The sequence below is a fragment of the Pelomicrobium sp. G1 genome (genome assembly GCF_051905455.1).
In the GTDB taxonomy this organism is placed as follows: domain Bacteria; phylum Pseudomonadota; class Gammaproteobacteria; order Burkholderiales; family UBA6910; genus Pelomicrobium.
In genome coordinates this window covers 1-559 of record NZ_JBQACR010000078.1, presented here as the reverse complement: position 1 = coordinate 559, position 559 = coordinate 1, and the positions used below count along the sequence as shown (strand labels likewise).

At 65.8% G+C, this 559-nt stretch carries 1 protein-coding gene; it reads left to right on the top strand.

What is annotated here, in order from left to right:
* Positions 1 to 559, top strand: a 559-nt coding sequence (locus ACTFO6_RS17525; RefSeq protein ID WP_439935712.1) for a molybdopterin dinucleotide binding domain-containing protein, incomplete at both ends; no start/stop codon positions are given.

The window sequence follows — 559 nt, the reverse complement described above, 5'->3', positions numbered from 1 at the left end:
ACGTGTTCATCCATGCCCGCTATCAATTCAAAGGCGACGGCTCGGATCCGATCGAGGGGTACGCCGGCGTCACCTACGATCTGCTGAGAAAGCTCGGAAACAACGGCATCCAGACGCCGGTCAGGCTCGTGAACGGCGTGCCCGTCGGCACCGTCCGCGTGCACGAGGACGGACGCTTCTACACGCCCTCGGGACGCGCGCGCTTCGTCCCGGCGTCGCGGCCCTGGCCCGGCTATGCGGCCGCGGTCGAGCGCCAGCGCAAACGCTATCGGTTCTGGATCAACAACGGGCGCTCCAATCACATCTGGCAGACGCTGTACCACCACCAGCACATCGGCTTCTACCAGGACCGGATCCCAATGCCTTACGTAGAGATGCACCCCGACGACGCCCGGGAGCTGGGCATCGCCTCCGGCGATCTCGTGGAGCTAGAGAACGACGTGGGCAACGTGCGGGCCATGGCTTACGTATCCGACGCGGTCAAGCGCGGACACGCGTTCATGCTCTTCGGCCAGCCGCGGGGCGCCGTCGGCGATCTGGTCTCGGACCATGTGGACCC